This window comes from Fulvivirga ligni, from assembly GCF_021389935.1.
In the GTDB taxonomy this organism is placed as follows: Bacteria; Bacteroidota; Bacteroidia; order Cytophagales; family Cyclobacteriaceae; genus Fulvivirga; species Fulvivirga ligni.
In genome coordinates, this window is sequence record NZ_CP089979.1 from 4,843,590 (window position 1) to 4,861,777 (window position 18,188).

Here is an 18,188-nt window from a genome sequence, read left to right on the forward strand (position 1 = left end):
TTAGAAGTGAACATTATAAGTAACAGATGGTAAAATTGGGAACAGAGATATCAGTCTTGCTTCTTTCGCGTTAGGGTCGGTAATATTACCATCTTTATCCTGCTGCACTCTGGTATAAATGGTAAAAGGGTTTTTTCTACTGTATACATTGTAAAGTGAGAACACCCAGTTGCTCTGCCATTTTCTATTCTTATTTTTTAATGGCGTTAAAGTAGCTGAAAGATCCATTCTATGATAGTTAGGCAGTAAATAGCCATTTCTTTCTGTGATCAGATCTACCTGATAGTTATCGTATTCGTAGCGCCCGGTAGGTAATGTTATTGGTCTTCCAGTGCTATAGGTGAAGTTTCCTCCGAACGTCCACTTTTCGTTCAGCTCATAAGTGGCGGCCAGGTTAAATACATTTCTTCTGTCATAATTAGCTAAGAATGCTTCTCCCTGATTTACGCCTGGCACCTTACGCTGAGTCTTAGACCAGGTGTAGCTGGCAAAACCTGAAAGACGACCTTTGCTCTTCTTCACCATCAATTCCAGTCCGTAAGACCAGGAGTCTCCTTGTCTATATTCGGTGGCCAGGTCTTCATTGAAGAAAAGTTGTGCATTATCGGCAAAATCTGTTATGTTTTGAATGTCTTTATAGTAAGATTCGGCCGATAGCTCATAGGTGTTATCCGAGAAGTTTCTGAAATAACCTACAGCAAACTGATCGGCAATTTGTGGTTTTAAATATCGGTTACTTGGGCTCCAGGTATTGAATGGAATAGGCACTGTTCCTGATGAAATCAGGTGTGTATTCTGCACCATTCTGTTGTAAGATACTTTTACCGAGCTGGCCGGATTCAGCATATATCTGGCTGAGAATCTGGGCTCTGGATAAATGTAAGTCTCTATGGTTTCGAAAGCATCATAATGTTTTGAACCAGTTCGTTCCGGATCCACATTATCATTGATGTCATCATATTCATACACGGTGCCTTCACCTATGTTTTGGAAGATTGAAAGCCTAAGGCCGTAAACCATGGTAAATCTATCCGTAAGCTTCTGTTGGTTTTCAATGTAGAGCGCATGGTCCAGGGCGAACTCCTTTTGTAAAGTCATTCCTTCGAATATCGATTTATCCGAGTTTGGAGTGATCTTTCCTGGGCTGAACCTCCTGTAAGTAACCTGATAACCAAAATCCAGCTGATTTCTTGGGTTGATGAAATAGTTCAAGTCCTCTTTCAAAGAAAACTCCTGAAGGTTAGAGGTCCATTTTAGACCTTCAATGTTATCCTTTATCTCTAATCCATAATCAAAGTTACTAGCAATGAGGCTGGTATTAGAAAACAGTCTGTCATTAAACAGATGATTCCACCTGAATGTGCCGGTAGCATTACCCCAATCGAAGCCAAAATCATCTGCAAAGGTGAAGACGTCCCGTCCTAAATAGAAAGCTGCGAAGTATCTGTTCTTGTTATTCTGCTTCCAGTTTACCTTGGCATTTACATCATAAAAATACACCAGATTATCCTGATCGGCGGCTTTAAGGAAAAGATCTACATAAGATCGTCTACCTGATATTATGAAGGAGCTTTTATCCTTTTTAATAGGACCTTCGAGCATAAGCCTGCTGGCCAAAGTACCAATACCAGCCGCACCGCTAAGCTTTTTATTGTTACCATCCTTACTTCTCACTTCCAGAATAGATGAAAGTCTACCTCCATATTTGGCAGGGATACCACCTTTGAACAGCTCAGAATCTTTAATTACGTCAGCATTAAACACTGAAAAGAGGCCAAATAAGTGTGAAGGATCATAAACAGGCGCCTCATCAATTAAAATCAGGTTCTGGTCAGCACTACCTCCACGCACATAAAAGCTTGAAGTACCTTCACCGGCACTGATTACACCGGGCATCATCTGAATGGTTTTGATGATATCTGGCTCTCCAAATAATGCTGGTAACTTCTTTACCTGCTGAATATCCACCTCATTGGTGCTCATTTTAACATCAGAAACATTGGCATCGATAGCCTTATCCGTTACTATCACTTCATCCATAGTAGTCACCTCTACTGGCAACTCTATATTGAGTTCCTGATCACCATTAAGCTTCACATTTTGCACTATACTCTGGTACCCGATAGAGCTATAGCTAATCTCATATTCACCTGGTGGAAGGCTTAGCGCATAAAAACCATATACGTTAGTTACTGTGCCTGATTTTAAATTGTTTACATACACAGTAACGCCTATTAGTTCTTCTCCATTTTCAGCATCTTTCACATAACCATTTAAGGTATATTTCTGCTGCGCATTGAGCTGAAAGAACCAAAAGACCAATAAGATTAAAAGTAATTTTCTTGTCATTTTTTAATTAGTGTTGTTGAATATTTTAAGTTTTGTGACCTATCAAGCTAGAGACGACCTGTTTGAATTAAGGTTGCCAAGTAGTCATAAAAAATGATAAATGGCTTAATTTTATGATCAACTAATTATTAATCTTATCCAACACTTGCAAGACCCCATGAAATATCAAGCACCACTGTTCTATTTCTCCGCCCACATGGAAACCATTTTCCCGGCAATCATGCGGAAGGTGAATGTGACCTATGAAAGAGAGAAAAGAAACTGCTGACAATGACTTTCTTGACCTTGACTGGATAAAAAAGGGCAATAACAGGCTGGTGATTATCTCCCATGGTCTTGAAGGCAGCTCTACCAGGCCATATATTAAAGGTATGGCTCGCACTTTTTCTGAAGAAGGTTATGACGTGCTGGCCTGGAATTTCCGCGGTTGCAGCGAAGAAATGAACAAACAGCTGAGGTTCTATCATAGTGGAGCCACTGAAGACCTGGACCATGTATTTCACCATGCCGCAGATGCCGGATATGATGAAGTGTACCTTATAGGCTTTAGTCTGGGCGGCAATCTTACCCTTAAATACGTGGGTGAAGAAGGCGCAAATATAGACCCCAGGATAAAGATTGCAGTGGCATTTTCGGTGCCTTTAGATTTAGATAGCAGCTGCAACACCATATCCGAATCCTCCAATTTCATATACTCTAGCCGGTTTCTCAAGAACTTAAAGGAGAAAATAAAGCGCAAAGCGGCCATAATGCCAGAGAAGCTCACATTAACGAATATGCCTTTGGTGAAAACCATACGGGATTTTGATGAACACTACACCGCCCCACTCCATGGGTTTGAAAGCGCATCTGCTTACTATAAAAGTTGTAGCTCCATTAACTTTTTAGAGAGCATAGCCATACCTACTCTGATTGTAAATGCTAAGAATGATCCTTTTCTTTCAGAGGAATGTTATCCCATAGAAAAACTAAAAAATCACCGACATGTCACCTTCGAAGTACCTGAAAAAGGTGGACACGTGGGTTTTACAGAGTTTAACAATCAAAAAAGATATTGGTCAGAAAAGCGGGCCTTACGTTTTATTAATAACCCATAGCTAACATTACATGGACTTAGTTTTTTTATTAAATTAGCATTATGGGAGACAGATATACAATTACAGGCAGTCAGGCTCAGCTGGCTGAAAGGTTTCACGTAGAAATACCTGACAACTACAAACCTCATTATAATGCCTCTCCCACTAAAATCCTTCCCGTAATCACTCAAGACAGCAAAGGCCTTTCCTTCTTTTATTGGGGACAGATACCAGACTGGTCAAAGAATAAATCCATTGCCTCGAAGCTCATTTACACAGAAATGGAAACCGTAACCGAAAAGGCATCTTCAAAAAAGGCCTTAATGGAAAGGCGTTGCATTATACCTGCTGATGGTTTTTATGGCTGGAAACAAGTGAGTAAGAAAGGTAAAATCCCCTACCGTTTTATCTTTGATAAAAACCAAACCGTATCCTTCGCTGGCCTCTGGGAAGAATTTGAAGACGAGGAAGAAAACACGGTACACACTTTCAAAATTATTACGGCACCATCAAACAGCAATGTTTCTCCCGTAAGCACCAGAATGCCAGTAATCTTAACCGCTAAGGAAGAAGCTTTATGGCTTAATAGCGAAACCCCAGAGGAAGAGTTAGTAACCATACTTAAAACCTACCCCGCTGACAAGATGGGTAATTACACTGTATCCCCAAAGATTTCAGACCCGGCCATAAACGAAGCAGCCCTCATAGAGCCCATGGCCCCCGCCGACCAGTTCGGTAATTATTCATTGTTTGATTGAGTTATTTACCGCTTGTGTAATACGTGTAAAGCCAACTTCTTCTTTAAATAATAATCTTTATATTTAAAGAAATAAACCCTACTACATTTACCATTCATGAGAATAGGTATAAGCCTCGTCCTAGTATTAATAACATCTTTTGCCTCGGCTCAAGAGCAGAAACATAAAGAGATTGAGTCTGCTTATTTCAATACAGTCAATAATTCATCCCCCCTTTATAAAGGAGTACGATATGTAGACTATGGATTAACTATTGAAGGGAATCAGTTCTTTACTGTCACAAACGCTACTGAAACTCAGCTCACTTTTAATAATGTTAACTATAGAAACCCCTCAATCTTATATGACATCCATTTAGATAAGTTAATCACGGTATATGACAAAAGTTTATATACCACACTTTTAGCATCCCAGATCAACTATTTCCATATAGGCAGCCATCTTTTCATACCTGTTAAAGACAAATCTGGTAATTATGGATTTTATGAATCACTATATGCTGGCACTTATTCTTTACTCATCAAACATGTAAAAGATATTAATGAGAAATTAAATGAAAGGGAAGTACTGAAAAAATTTGTTAGCTCTAAAAAACTGTTTGTTTACCACCATGACCAGCTGACAGAAATAAAATCAAAAAATGACTTACTGAAAGTATTCTCTAATAAGGAAAATGAAATTAAAAAGTACATCAAGGAGCAAATATTGAATTTCAGAAAGGACATTGAAGCATCAGCACTACAATTGGTTAAGTTTTATGAAAATGAAAGCTAGGCTAATTATAATCTTTATTTTACTATCATTTTCATTGGCTGAGGCTCAATCCATTACAGGCTCTTATTCAAATATCAGCATGAGTGACTTTGCTGATATTATCAAAGAACAAACTGGTTATAATTTATATTACCAGACTGGCTCAGCAGATAGCATTAGAATTTCTGGCAACTTCAATGGTACAAGTCTAAATGATTGCTTAAAAAAAGGTTTAGATGGTAAATCCTTCTATTTCAGCATAGATAGAACGGGTAAGAACATTTTTATTACCAGAGAAGTAAAAATACAGACAGACCTACCTACCAACTTTTTGGAACCTGCCCATATAGCATCGAATAATGATGAATCGCATGAACTGATAGATGCTTTTCAGGAGGAACTCAATTTAAGCAAGAACGAACAGCTTTATGAAATCGGTCAAAGATCTAACTTTATTACGAAGGGTTTTTCAAAACTGAAAGGAACTGTAATTGATTTTAAAACGGGCCTTCCTATAGTTGGTGCCTCAGTATATATAGAAAAACCAATGATTGGAGGGGCCACCAATGAGAGAGGTGAATTTGAAATATCATTACCCAATGGGCGCCATACATTGAAATGTTCTGCCGTTGGATTTCAAGAACGAGCAAAGCAGATCATTTTGTATTCTTCCGGCTCCACCCACTTTAAGCTTAACGATGAGGTTTTATCACTTAATGAGGTGGTCATTGAGGCTAATAGAGATGTGAATGTACAAAGCACCCAAATGGGTAGGAATGTTGTAAGCTTGGAAACAATAAAGCAAATTCCAATGGTTATGGGTGAACCAGATGTAATGCGAGTTATGACCACTTTTCCAGGAGTTAAAACTGTGGGAGAAGCTAGCACGGGCTTTAATGTGAGAGGTGGTTCGGTAGATCAAAATTTAATTTTATGGAATGACGGAGTAATATTTAACCCTTCTCATCTCTTTGGATTCTTTTCAGCATTTAATCCAGATGTAGTAGCAGATGTAGAACTCTATAAAAGTAATATACCGGCCAAATATGGAGGGAGATTATCATCTGTATTGGATGTAAAACCCAAATTCGGAAATAAAGAAAAGTATTCAGGTCGTCTGGGTGTGGGACCGTTAACCAGTAGGCTGACAATTGAGGGTCCGATAAAAGATAAAACTTCCTTCATAGCCGGAATTAGAACTACTTATTCTAACTGGGTGCTTAATCTTATAAACAATGATGATTTGAATAACAGCAAAGCGTCATTTCAGGATATTAGCTTAAACATACAACATGACATAGATGACAAGAATATATTAACCTTAACCTCCTATTTTAGCCGAGATGCCTTCAATTTAAGGAGTGACACCACCTACAGATATAACAATAATAATCTCGTTTTTAAATGGAAAAGGATTAATAGCACCAAACTAATCAGTGAATATACAGCCGCTTATAGCAGATATAAATACAATGCTAATTCAGATATTAACCCGGTAAATGCTTTTGATCTTTACTTTGATATAAACGAGTATAATATTAAAGGAGATTACTTTTATAACTGGAAGAAGAATCATGAAATAAGCTTCGGTTTGGGAACCATACTTCATTATTTAAATCCCGGTGAATTTATACCTTATGGAGAAGACTCGAAAGTAAAAAACAAAAAGCTTCAACACGAACAGGCTCTAGAAAGCTCTGTGTACATCGAAGATAATTATAGCGTATCTAAAAGCTTTCAGGTAAACCTTGGGCTCAGATACAGCCGTTTTGATTATTTCGGACCTAAGAATGTTATCAATTACCAGGATAATGCCCCAAAAACGGAAGACAATATCATAGATACTACCAGCTATTCAAACCTCAAACATATTCAAGCATATCAGGCACCTGAAATCAGACTAGCTCTGCGATATGCATTGACTAATCATCTATCACTGAAATTAGGTTACAACAACATGCGTCAATATTTGCATATGCTATCAAATACTACCGCAGTATCGCCTACTGATATCTGGAAACTTAGCGATAAATATATAAAGCCACAGCAAGGCAAACAGCTTTCATTCGGTGTTTATAAAGATCTTTTCAGAGGCCAGCTTGAAACCTCCATAGAATCATATTATAAGTCTATAAACAACTACTTAGATTACAAGGGGGGCGCCAACTTAGTCATGAACGAAAACATTGAACAAGATGTACTGAACACTAAAGGCAAGGCTTATGGTTTAGAGTTTTTTTTAAAGAAAAAGTATGGAAAACTAACTGGATGGATAAGTTATACTTACTCTAGAATTAAATTGAAGGTGGATGATGAAAATGAAATTGAAACCATAAATAAGGGAGCATGGTACCCTGCTAACTTTGATAAACCACATGATCTCACCGTGATTTCTAACTATAAGTTCTCCCACCGTTTCAATGTGGGGCTAAATGCAACATACAGCACTGGCAGACCTATCACCTTACCTGTAGGCAAATTTCAATATGAGGGTGGTGAGCGAGTACTATACTCTAATAGAAATGAGTATCGAATACCTGATTACTTCAGAATAGATTTAGCTTTTAACATTGAGGGAAATCATAAGGTAAATCAAAAAACGCATAATAGCTGGAATGTAGGCGTCTACAACCTAACTGGTCGCAAGAATGTTTATTCTGCCTACTTCGTCACTGAGGAGGGTAAAGTAAATGGATACAAGCTTTCTATCTTTGGTAGCGCCATACCGTACATCAACTTTATAATAAGATTTTAATGAGAGTTTCTTTATTCATATTATTATCTACTTGTTCATTAATAATAGGTTGCCTCGAACCCTATAATCCACCAGCTATAACAAACACAGAGACTTCACTTATAATTGAAGGGAGTATTGAATCTGGCACTTCAATCATTAAATTGTCAAGGTCATCACCGCTTAATTCTGATAACGCTATCTCTCCCGAAGTAGAAGCCGAAGTGAGTATAGAAGACGAAACCGGACATGCATATGCATGTACTGAAACATCACCAGGAAGATACTCAGTCTCAGGCCTTGATATTCGAACTGGAAATCAATACAGACTGAAGATAATAACTAAGCAAAAAGATGAATATGAATCAACTTTTGTAGAAGCTATTGAGTCACCGCCAATTGATTCTATTTATTGGGAACAAACAAAAGATGGTCTCGATCTTTATTTAGATGCACATTCTACCTCTAATCAAGAAAACCGTTACAAGTGGAGCTTTATTGAAAACTGGGAGTTTCATTCTGTCTATCCATCATTTTATGAATATATAGGTGATGGTATAGTAAAATCTCGGCCAAACGATATATATACTTGTTATCAGTCAGATAGTTCTAAAAGCATACTAATAGGATCTAGCAACAACCTAGAAAGCAATATTATAAGTCGCTTTCACCTACAACACATCGACAATAGTGACTGGCGACTTCAGGTAAAGTATAGTATATTGGTGAAGCAATATACCTTAACAGAAGAAGCTTTCAGCTTTTACGAAATACTTCGAAAGAATACCGAAACCACGGGTACTTTCTTCGATCCTCAGCCTTCTCCTATCAATGGTAACTTCATTTGCACTACTGACAAAACAAAACGAGCTATTGGTTATGTAGAAGCCACAGTCACCTCAAGCAAACGGATATTCATCAGCAATGACGAGTTAGAGAATTGGGATATACCTGATAACTGCGAAACAACCAATGTTCCCCTGGATAGTGTGGATTATTATTTTGGGTACTCGCATTATATCCCCATATCCTATGAATTAGCTACTGGATCATATATAAGTTCTTCACGTGCCTGTGTAAACTGCACTCTGAGAGGGACCACGAAAAAACCAGAATTCTGGGACTAGAAATGAACAAAAAGGTTATTATCATAACATTGCTATTATTAGCATCTGCAATAAATGCTTTTAGCTTATCTCATCAAGGTACAATACCAGACGTAGAAAGAATTTTCTTAAACACCGATAGAGAAGGGTATGTCGCGGGTGAATTGATTTGGTTCAAAGCATATACTTTAGACAAAAACAATATCCCAAATGATCTCAGCAAGGTACTGTATATTGAGCTAATAGACAGTGTCGGGAATTCAGTGATCCAGTCTAAACATAAAATTGATAATGGATTTGGTTCAGGCAACATTTACGTCCCTTCTTCAATTCAAACCGGGAGATATTTAATGGTTTGCTACACATCATTAATGAGAAATTTCGATCATAAGATTTACTTTCAAAAATCTATTTCCATTATTAACTCCCATGTAAAAGTACCCAACGTAAACATCGCAAATGATAGCAAAAACCCAGTCAATGCACCTCTCAGCAGCTTCTCATCGACTAATAACCTCGTTGACCTTCAAGTAAGAAAAAAGTCATTTCCTTCAAGAGCACTTGTCAAGGTAAGCCTTCAAAACAAGAGTAAAGATATAATGTCGAATATTTCAATAAGTGTATTTCAGGCTGATTCACTTAATCTTATAGAAAATTTAAAACTTGAAAATGTTCAGAGTTATAGTTCAGATCAGAAAATGGTATTTCTTCCAGAACTAGAGGGCCACATCAGCTATTTCAATTCAACTGACAATCAAGGTATTACAGCTCCTGTTTATCTATCGATGCTTTCGACATCTCCTGAAATATACTCCACTACATTGAAAGAAGATGGATCGGCCATGTTCATAACTCAGAAAGTGTATGGCAATCATAAGATGATCATTCAAGCTATAGATAATAGTATTAAATTTGAGCAGATAAGTCCCTTTTATGGCTCCGATTCCTCATTTAGACAACCAACTTTAAAGGTCCCACCATCCTTTAAGAATACCATTGAAAGGCGAAGCATATATACACAAGTTCAGAATGTATATTCTAAGGATTCAATTTTTTTACAAGAAAACGCTGAAATAAAAGATGCATTCTATGGAGTGCCAGACCATGTCTATTGGCTTGATAATTATACCCGGTTCCCTACCATGGAAGAAGTATTGAGAGAATACGTTGAGCAAGTACAAGTGCGAAAGAAAGGTGACATTTACAGCTTACATGTTTGGGATAATTCTCACCAACACTTTTTTGAATCCAACCCTATTGTATTGTTCAATGGGATTCCTATTACCAGTATGAATGAAGTCATGAAGATTGATCCCCTGAAAATTCAATCAATTGAGATAATCACATCACAGTACATTATGAGTCCTCAAGTTTGGTGGGCAGGAATAGTTAGTTTAAAATCATATCCTGATTATCAAAATGAAACACTTATAGCTGAATCTCAAAGTGTTATAGAATTCAACGGTCTCAGCCCTGAACTTAAGTTCTACTCTCCCGACTACTCCACCAACAACAATAAAAGAATTCCAGATTTCAGAAACCTACTTTACTGGGAGCCCACTGTAATTTTGGAGGCACAGAAAGCAAAAGAAATAAGTTTTTATACGTCTGATATAAAAGGGAAATATATCATCAAAATAGAAGGCTGGACTAGTAATGGTCAATTTATTCAGGCTGAAGAGACTTTTGAAGTAAAATAATCCATAGCTTTATTGTTGAAAGCTATTTTATGTCTAAATACATTTTACTTCTTACTTTTCTGGCTTTTGCTCATGTAAAGGCCCACTCCCAAACCAAAACTGATCTACTGCTGATAGCAGAGTCTTCTTGGGAAAAAGGAGATACCACTCAGGCTCTCAAGCAGTTTCATGATATTCTGAGGGTGTATCCTCAAAGTTTTACTGCTGCCAAAAGGCTAGCTGAAATCTATCTGATTAAAAATGAATATGGGCCGGCGGTTCAGTATTGTAATATTGCCCTTGATGTAACAGACAATTATCAAGCGCAGGCAGACGAGGCTTTAAAAACATTAACCGACTCGGCAGCCATAGCCATAGAGAAGGATAAGATTGCACATTATATTGACGATAGAGCCAGCATTCATCACCTAAAAGGTAATATCCGCCTGAAACAGATGAGAACACAGGATGCCATCAAGGAATATAAGGCTTCTCTGGAGCTGGTGAACAGTACGGAGGCCTCCATTGACCTGGCCCTGGTATACCTTGAAATTGGCTTCAGCAGAGATGCTATCGGAATTTTACAACAGGTAATCAATAAAGAACCAGACCATGCCAGAGGCTACTTTAACCTGGCCAATGTGTACAATAAACTCCAAATGCCAGACAGTGCATTCATATATTATGACAAGGCCATTGAGCGTGATCCTGATTTAAAGTGGCCTTATTTGTATCAAGGTCGTCTGCTTACCAAGAATGAGAAATTTGAAAAAGCCGTAGAAAGTTATGACCACTTCATCGCCCTTGACAGTACCAACGAAGAGGTGTATTTCAGACGTGCTGTTCTAAAGAGTGAGTTGAGAAATTGGTCCAGCGCTGTACAGGACTGGCAAAAAGTACTCTCTTTAAACCCTAACAATGCCGATGCCTGGAGAAATCAGGGGCTTAGCTACTTTCAGATGGCCAATTATGACTCTGCCATTATGAGCTTCGATCAGGCCTTGAAATTCAATCCAGAAGAAAGTTATACCTACATTAATCGTGGCTACAGCTATTACCTTAAAGGCGAACCAAAGAAGGCTTTGGAAGATCTAGATTATGGATTGAAGGGTTTGAAAAACTACTATCTGGGGTATTATTTCAGGGCACTTACCTTACACCAACTAGGCAAAAAGAAAGATGCTTGTGAAGATATTCAAAAGGCACTCTCTCTTGGCATGAAGCAGTCAGCCATAGAAGAGAAAGTGTTTAAAAAATGCTTTTAATCCATTGAACCAAAACAACCACTTTGATGTCATTATAATTGGTGCCGGACCTGCAGGCACAGCAGCGGCCATTGAACTTGGGAAAGCCAATGCAAAGGTGGCGGTAATTGATAAGGCCGTTTTTCCCAGAGATAAAACCTGTGGAGATGCATTAAGTGTAGACGTTATCAATCAGCTAGAAAAACTCTCCCCCGAGCTGGCACAAGATTTCCAATCACTCAGCGACAAAACGGCATCTTACGGAGTAAAGATTGTAGCTCCAAATCAAAAAGAGGTAGAGATACCGTTTCTTTATCAGGGAGAGGAAAAATGCGGCTATATATGTCCACGGCTTAGCTTTGACCACCTGCTTTTCAAGCATATGAAATCTTACTCGTCGGTGGAAGTTTTTGAAGGTCAGAAGGTTAGTTCAATTATTAGGACTAAAGATGTGGTCTCTGTGATTACAGAGGGTCAAACTTTCTCTGCGCCACTGATAATAGGTGCGGATGGAGCACAAAGTGTCGTAGCCAAACAGTTGGCGGAACAACGCCTGGACAAGAAGCACCATAGTGGTGGATTAAGAGTTTACTACGAGCAGATTGAGGGCTTTACCTCTGACAATAAAATTGAACTACATTTCTTTAAGAATATTCTACCCGGCTATTTATGGATATTTCCATTACCTAATGGAAAAGCCAACGTAGGTTTGGGTATGCTCTCATCCGTAATCTCATCTAAAAAGATTAACCTTAAGGAGGTACTAAAGGAGCTCCTGAGCAACCACCCTTCATTAAAGGAGCGCTTTTCAACTTCAAAACCTTTGGAAAGTATTAAAGGTTTTGGGCTGCCTCTAGGCTCCAAAAAACGATCAGTTTCTGGAGATAATTACCTACTGACTGGTGATGCCGCCGGCCTGATAGATCCCTTCAGTGGTGAAGGCATTGGGAATGCTTTAAGAAGCGGGCGTTTTGCAGCGGATCACGCTCTCCTATGCCTCAAGACTAATGACTTCTCAAAGGAATTTAACGTGCAATACGATAATTATTTGTTTGGGAAAATCTGGAATGAGCTACAAATAAGTCATACTTTACAACGGTTGTGTAAATATCCCAGGGTATTTAATTTTGTAGTAAACAAGGCCAGAAAAAGTCCTCATGTACATAATTTTCTGGTAGACTCTTTGGCCAATGTAAGCGTAAAAAAACACCTTTCAAATCCAGTGTTTTATTTCAAATTACTGTTTAGGTAGCGGAAGATAACAGGGACTGAACAGACTCCTCCATGTCCTTTAAGCTGAAAGGCTTTTCTATAAATGCATCTGCACCGCCTTCTTCTGCTAATGCCCTCGCATCTTTGCTGGCGGTGAAAAGCAATACGGGCGTTTTAGAAAATTCAGCATCCTTTTTTATCAGCTGCGTGGCCTTTACTCCACCTATTGTAGGAATCCAGTTATCCATAATAACTGCATCAGGTCTCACCACTGTTAGATCAGCTATTACCTCCCCGCATGACTGACGTGTATGCACCTCATACCCGTTTCTCTCCAGGATATATTTACATATCTCAAGGATGTCATCATCGTCATCGTAGACCAAAATTTTCGTAGCCATAAATATAAATGTATGGTTTTATATTCAGGCTAACAAAGCTACGCTGAATAAGTTATAATTTAAGTTGAGAATTTACGCTTTGGCTAATTTAAAGTAGAATCTAGACCCTTCTCCTTCTTTACTTTCTACCTGAAGCTGACTTTGGTGTCTGGCTATAATCTCAGAACTAATGTATAATCCAAGACCCACACCCTGGAAATCGTGATATGCTTGTTCTACTCTGAAGAAACGATCGAATATATGCTCCATTTGCTCTGCAGGTATGCCTATGCCATGATCAATGACTGAAATCTCCACGGCATCAGCCAAATCTTTAGCTTCTACAATCACCTCTTTTTTATTAGGTGAATATTTAATGGCGTTAGTCAGCAAATTACAAACTACCTGCTCAAGCCTTACCTTATCACCTATAATTACCTGATTAAAATCTCCCTTAATAATTACTTGATGGCCCTTGCTTTGGTGAATCATCTGTTCCACACAATCTTCTACAATTTCTGCCACTGTAAATTCAGAAAAATGATATTCTAACTTACCTGATTGTATTCGAGAGACATCTAGCAGATCATTAATTAAGCCCAAAAGCTTATCAACATGAGTAGAAGCCTTACCAACAAACCTACCTATCATATCGTAGGCTTTATCTTCAAGCAATGTTTCTATGATTTCTATGGATCCCTTAATGCTGGTCACCGGAGTTTTCAGTTCATGAGATGCTACGCTTATGAACTCATCTTTTTGCTGTTCCAGCTGCTTTAATTTGGTAATATCTCTGGATACAGCCGTTAAAGCTTCCACTTTACCCTTTCCATCATAAACTGGAGCAATGAGGATATCCCACCATTTTGGTGTTCCTTTTACAGTGGCTTTAAAGCCTTGAAAATGGCTAATATTTCCTTTTATAGCGCCATCCACTGCTTCTTGAACCTTCTTCCTGTCCTCTCCATCCCAGAAGTGAATCCAGTTTTTACCTTTTATGATATCGAAACTGTCTAACTCCAGCATTTTAAGCCCTTGCTTATTAATGCTTTGCAAAGTTCCATCGAAATCCAAAGCCTTTATACAATCAGGACTACTTTCTAATAACAACCGGTTGTACTCCTCACTTTTCCTAAGGGCTTCTTCTGCATCTCTCAGATCAGTGATATCTGTATTGGTACCAAACCAATGTTTTACCTTCCCTTCCTCATCCCTTATCGGCACTGCTCTGGATAGAAACCACCGGTAACTACCATCTCTTCCTTTAAGAGGGAAAGTGTCTTCCCAAACCACGCCTTTGGCAAAAGATTCACTGATTTTATTGGCCACTCTATCCACATGTTCAGGATGGTGGCACCTTTTCCATCCCCAACCTTTTACCTGCTCCAGGGTTGTACCTGTGTAATCATACCATCTACGGTTATACCAGGTAATGTCACCTGATTCATCTGTTATCCAAGCCAGCTGAGATATATTATCGGCTAAGGTTCTAAAGTGTTCTTCACTATCTCTAAGGGCTTTTTCGATCTCTTTACTACTCGTAATATCAATCATAGAACCTATTATCCTCAAGGCTCTCCCTTCCGAATTATACTGAATATAGGCACGATCCAAAATTTCTGCATAGCTACCATCAGATCTTTTGAATCTATACTCCATCATCCAAGAAGTGGCTTTTGCTTCTAATAATTCTTTGAAAGTGAAAGAAATTCTAGGAAAGTCATCCGGATGAACTCGCTGTTCCCACCAGCTTAATTCACTAATGGTATCATTATATTCATAACCAAAAACATCGGTCATGGCATCATTCCACCAAAGCCTATCGTTTTGTAGGTCCCAATCCCAAATTACATCTTTAGTAGCTTTAGATATGAGATCAAACCGATGGTTGATAACCCTGAGTTCTTCTTCAATCAATTTTTGATTATGGATATCAGTATTGGTTCCCAACCACATCTCAATCTTGCCTTCCTCATTTCTTACAGGCTCCGCACGGCCCAGGTGCCATCGGTAAGCACCATCATATCTTCTCAGCCTGTATTCTATCTCATAGCTTTCGCCACTGCTTAGTGCTCGCTGCCAGGTTTCTACAGTTCTTTCCAAATCATCAGGGTGATGAATCGGCTTATCTTTCCAGCCCCAGCCTTCAGTATTCTCTGTATTCTTCACATAGTCATACCAGCGCTGATTATAGTATATGATATCCCCTACAGCATCGGCCACAAAAGCCATTTGAGGCATAGCTTCGGCATAAGTTTGGAATAGAAACTGATTTTTCTTCTCAATTTCTTCACTGAGCTTTCTATCAGTAATATCTGCAATGAACCCCTCTATAAAAGTATTCCCTTTTTTATCGGAAATGCTTTGTCCTCTATCTGAAAGCCAGGTATAGTTTCCCTCCTTGGTCTTTATTCGATAATTTAAAGTGTAGTTAGATGATTGACCACTACTGATCTCCTCGAGCGCATCATTCAAGGCCATTTGATCATCTGGATGGATGATGTTTTTCCATACAAAATCTGCCTCAAGTTCATCCAGGTCGTAACCACTTATTTCAGCCACGCCTATACTCATGAAGACAAAGTTCCATGGATCATTTACATTAAATCGATAAACGCCTCCTGGTAGGTTGGTAAGGAGATGATCTAATCGTTGGGCATTGGCTTCCAGTTCCTTACGCTTATGATGTTCATCGGTGAAATCCACCCCATGCATAACTACTCCAATGGTTTTACCTAAATCATTTTTATAAGGATGAAAAATGAATTTAATACAAAGGGCCTTTCCCTTTATTTTGGAATTAAATACAATTTCCTCTTCTATAGCCTCATCATAAAAGGCTACTTTTTTTAATACGGAAACTATATCTAATGGCCATTGAAATGTAATGCTCTCGAAAGGCTTTGCTATAAGCTCTTCCCCGCTCTTTAATAGCTTTCTGAACGAATAATTCGCAAACTCCAGAACATAACTATCACCTACCAGAACCGCATCATAGGTGGGCGCATTCATAAGTACATCAGATAACTTATGGTCCTGTACGTAAGCGTTAGTATTTTCCATGGATCAAAGTCAATAACCAAAAGAATTACGGTATATCCTAATTATTACCGCTTAATCCTATGTTTAGAGAAACGTTAAATTATTACTTAAGTTGTTAGAATAAGCTGCATAAATACCAGCTCAAGCCATTCATCAAATTTAAAGCCTACATCCTTCATACGCCCCACTTCCTGAAAGCCAAATTTCTCATGAAACCGGCAGCTATCAAGGTTTGAAGCATCAATACCTGCTATCATAGACCTGTAGCCCTGCTCTCTGGCAATATCTATAAGCTTCTGAAGTAATATTTTACCGTACCCTTTACCTCGGTAGTCTAACTGAATATAAATAGAATGCTCTACAGTAAACTTATACCCTTCCTTGGGTCTGAATCGATCATAGGTTCCGTATCCTATAACCTTACCTTCGTCTTCAATCACTAATATTGGTATGCGCTTCTGCCTCTTTTGCTCAAACCATAGCTCAATGAAATGCTGGCTTTTAACGTCGTAATCGTAAATACTTTTTGAATGAAGGATCTCGTAATTTAAAATTTCTAAAATCGCCCCTGAATCTCCTACTCTTGCTTCTCTTACCTTGCTCATCTTTAGCCTTCAAAAAGATACAATGATAATGAAACTCACCTTACCATTTGCACTACCAGAAACATTATTAACCATATCATTTCTAAAAGGATATTTAATCCGAAAATCTCCACATATCCGCTTAAATTGCTATCGATTTCGGAGTTAGAATATGAGGCAAGGATTTAGCTAACTAACATTAGTTAATTTTGTTATATTTGTTCAATAACGAGAGAAAAATGCAACATTCAAAAATTGTGGGGCTTGGCCATTATGTCCCGGAAAGAGTAGTTACTAACGAAGATCTTTCCAAACTTATGGACACTAATGATGAGTGGATTATTGAAAGGACAGGCATCAAAGAAAGGCGTTTTGCAGACCCTGACAAGGACACAGTGGCGAATATGGCTGCAAAGGCTGCAAAAATGGCCTTGGAAAGAGCTAATGCAGAAGCTTCAGATATTGATTTCATAGTTTTTGCTACTATCACTCCCGATTATTTCTTTCCTGGTTCAGGAGTATTGTTACAAAGAGAATTAGGCCTGGGATCAATTCCGGCTCTTGATATAAGAAATGCTTGTTCTGGCTTTATATATGCCCTTTCTGTGGCAGACCAGTTTATTAAAACAGGCATGTACAAAAATGTGCTGGTGGTAGGTGCAGAAATCCAATCTACCGCGCTTGACCTCACTACCCGAGGACGAGGAACGGCTGTAATATTTGGAGATGGCGCTGGCGCAGCATTAGTTCGCCCGTCTGATCAGCCTGGCATATTATCTACACATTTACATTCTGATGGTAATTATGCCGAGGAACTGTACATTAAAGATCCGGGCAGCAGCAGACCTCATGAGGAAAGACAGCCTGAACAAATATTAGACACTGCTTCTTTCAAGGTACACATGAACGGTAATATGGTTTTTAAACATGCCGTAGTAAAATTTCATGAAGTAATTATGGAGGCCCTGGAGGCCAATCAATTAACTAAAGAAGATATTGATTTATTAGTACCTCATCAGGCTAACCTGCGCATAAGCAACTATATTCAGGAAAAACTTGGATTACCTGAGCAAAAGGTGTATAATAACATCATGAGGTATGGTAACACTACTGCAGGCTCTATACCTATTGCTATGAGTGAAGCTTGGGCAGAAGGTAAAATCAAAGAAGGAGACCTTATTTGTCTGGCAGCATTTGGAAGTGGATTTACATGGGCTTCCGCATTAATACGTTGGTAATATTTAACAAAAATCCGAGCTGATTATTCAGCT

At 38.5% G+C, this 18,188-nt stretch carries 13 protein-coding genes; 9 read left to right on the plus strand and 4 right to left on the minus strand.

Going from position 1 to position 18,188, the window contains the following annotated elements:
* The gene (locus LVD16_RS20175) at positions 1-2,349 is read right to left on the minus strand and encodes a TonB-dependent receptor (protein WP_233770099.1); all 2,349 of its coding nucleotides are present in this window, start codon (positions 2,347-2,349) and stop codon (positions 1-3) included.
* A gap of 242 nt (positions 2,350-2,591) precedes the next feature.
* Here LVD16_RS20175 and LVD16_RS20180 point away from each other — a divergent pair, with 242 nt between their 5' ends.
* The 8 genes from LVD16_RS20180 to LVD16_RS20215 all read left to right on the plus strand — a co-directional run bounded on the left by LVD16_RS20180 (position 2,592) and on the right by LVD16_RS20215 (position 12,951).
* Positions 2,592-3,446, plus strand: coding sequence for a YheT family hydrolase (locus LVD16_RS20180; RefSeq protein WP_306309346.1), 855 nt, complete (start codon positions 2,592-2,594; stop codon positions 3,444-3,446).
* A gap of 41 nt (positions 3,447-3,487) precedes the next feature.
* Positions 3,488-4,183: an SOS response-associated peptidase gene (locus LVD16_RS20185; RefSeq protein WP_233770100.1), complete on the plus strand. Its 696-nt coding sequence runs from the start codon at positions 3,488-3,490 to the stop codon at positions 4,181-4,183.
* Between the two features lie 96 nt (positions 4,184-4,279).
* On the plus strand, positions 4,280-4,957 hold the full coding sequence (locus LVD16_RS20190; RefSeq protein ID WP_233770101.1) for a hypothetical protein: 678 nt from the start codon (positions 4,280-4,282) through the stop codon (positions 4,955-4,957).
* Positions 4,947-7,691: a TonB-dependent receptor gene (locus LVD16_RS20195; RefSeq protein ID WP_233770102.1), complete on the plus strand. Its 2,745-nt coding sequence runs from the start codon at positions 4,947-4,949 to the stop codon at positions 7,689-7,691. Before LVD16_RS20190 ends, LVD16_RS20195 begins: the two co-directional genes overlap by 11 nt.
* On the plus strand, positions 7,691-8,797 hold the full coding sequence (locus LVD16_RS20200; RefSeq protein WP_233770103.1) for a DUF4249 domain-containing protein: 1,107 nt from the start codon (positions 7,691-7,693) through the stop codon (positions 8,795-8,797). Before LVD16_RS20195 ends, LVD16_RS20200 begins: the two co-directional genes overlap by 1 nt.
* Before the next feature lie 2 nt (positions 8,798-8,799).
* Positions 8,800-10,476: a hypothetical protein gene (locus LVD16_RS20205; protein ID WP_233770104.1), complete on the plus strand. Its 1,677-nt coding sequence runs from the start codon at positions 8,800-8,802 to the stop codon at positions 10,474-10,476.
* Positions 10,477-10,505: 29 nt separating this feature from the next.
* Positions 10,506-11,720 carry a tetratricopeptide repeat protein gene (locus LVD16_RS20210; protein WP_233770105.1) on the plus strand — a complete coding sequence of 405 codons (1,215 nt, stop codon included), beginning with the start codon at positions 10,506-10,508 and terminating at the stop codon, positions 11,718-11,720.
* A 4-nt stretch (positions 11,721-11,724) separates the two neighbouring features.
* Positions 11,725-12,951: an NAD(P)/FAD-dependent oxidoreductase gene (locus LVD16_RS20215; RefSeq protein WP_233770106.1), complete on the plus strand. Its 1,227-nt coding sequence runs from the start codon at positions 11,725-11,727 to the stop codon at positions 12,949-12,951.
* Here LVD16_RS20215 and LVD16_RS20220 read toward each other — a convergent pair.
* The 3 genes from LVD16_RS20220 to LVD16_RS20230 form a co-directional block, all read right to left on the minus strand.
* Positions 12,944-13,312: a response regulator gene (locus LVD16_RS20220; RefSeq protein ID WP_233770107.1), complete on the minus strand. Its 369-nt coding sequence runs from the start codon at positions 13,310-13,312 to the stop codon at positions 12,944-12,946. The genes LVD16_RS20215 and LVD16_RS20220 overlap by 8 nt on opposite strands.
* 72 nt (positions 13,313-13,384) lie before the next feature.
* Complete coding sequence (locus LVD16_RS20225; RefSeq protein WP_233770108.1) at positions 13,385-16,354, minus strand: PAS domain S-box protein; 2,970 nt, start codon at positions 16,352-16,354, stop codon at positions 13,385-13,387.
* Between the two features lie 86 nt (positions 16,355-16,440).
* Positions 16,441-16,938, minus strand: a complete 498-nt coding sequence (locus LVD16_RS20230) for a GNAT family N-acetyltransferase (RefSeq protein ID WP_233770109.1) — start codon at positions 16,936-16,938, stop codon at positions 16,441-16,443.
* Positions 16,939-17,156: 218 nt separating this feature from the next.
* Between LVD16_RS20230 and LVD16_RS20235 the strand changes: the two genes are divergently transcribed.
* Positions 17,157-18,155 carry a beta-ketoacyl-ACP synthase III gene (locus tag LVD16_RS20235; protein ID WP_233770110.1) on the plus strand — a complete coding sequence of 333 codons (999 nt, stop codon included), beginning with the start codon at positions 17,157-17,159 and terminating at the stop codon, positions 18,153-18,155.
* The last annotated feature ends 33 nt before the right edge of the window (positions 18,156-18,188 follow it).